This is a genomic window from Burkholderia sp. Bp9004, from assembly GCF_003858025.1.
GTDB classification, from domain to species: domain Bacteria; phylum Pseudomonadota; class Gammaproteobacteria; order Burkholderiales; family Burkholderiaceae; genus Burkholderia; species Burkholderia diffusa.
In genome coordinates, this window is the sequence record NZ_QTQD01000106.1 from 1 (window position 1) to 320 (window position 320).

A 320-nucleotide genomic window follows, 5' to 3' on the forward strand; every position below is an offset into this window, starting at 1 on the left:
GCGACGAGCAGGATGTCGTACTTGCGGCAGATCCGCTGGATTTCCGGCCAGTACGTCGACGGCGGGAAGATCACGCCACCCGCGCCCTGGAACGGCTCGCCGATGAACGCCGCGACGTTCTCCGCGCCGAGTTCGAGGATCTTCGCCTCGAGCTGCTGCGCGCGCGAGAGGCCGAATGCCTCGGGCGTCTCGCCGGCCTGCGCTTCACCGAAGAAATACGGTTGATCGATGTGCCCGATGTGTTCGACCTTCGACGGCATCTGCTCGTGCATGTAGCCCATCCCGCCGAGCGTGCCGCCCGCGATCGTCGAGCCGTGGTA

At 66.2% G+C, this 320-nt stretch carries 1 protein-coding gene; it reads right to left on the bottom strand.

Annotated elements, in window-relative coordinates:
- On the bottom strand, window positions 1-320 hold a 320-nt coding region (locus tag DIE08_RS35360), incomplete at both ends, for an aminotransferase class III-fold pyridoxal phosphate-dependent enzyme (RefSeq protein WP_124906469.1).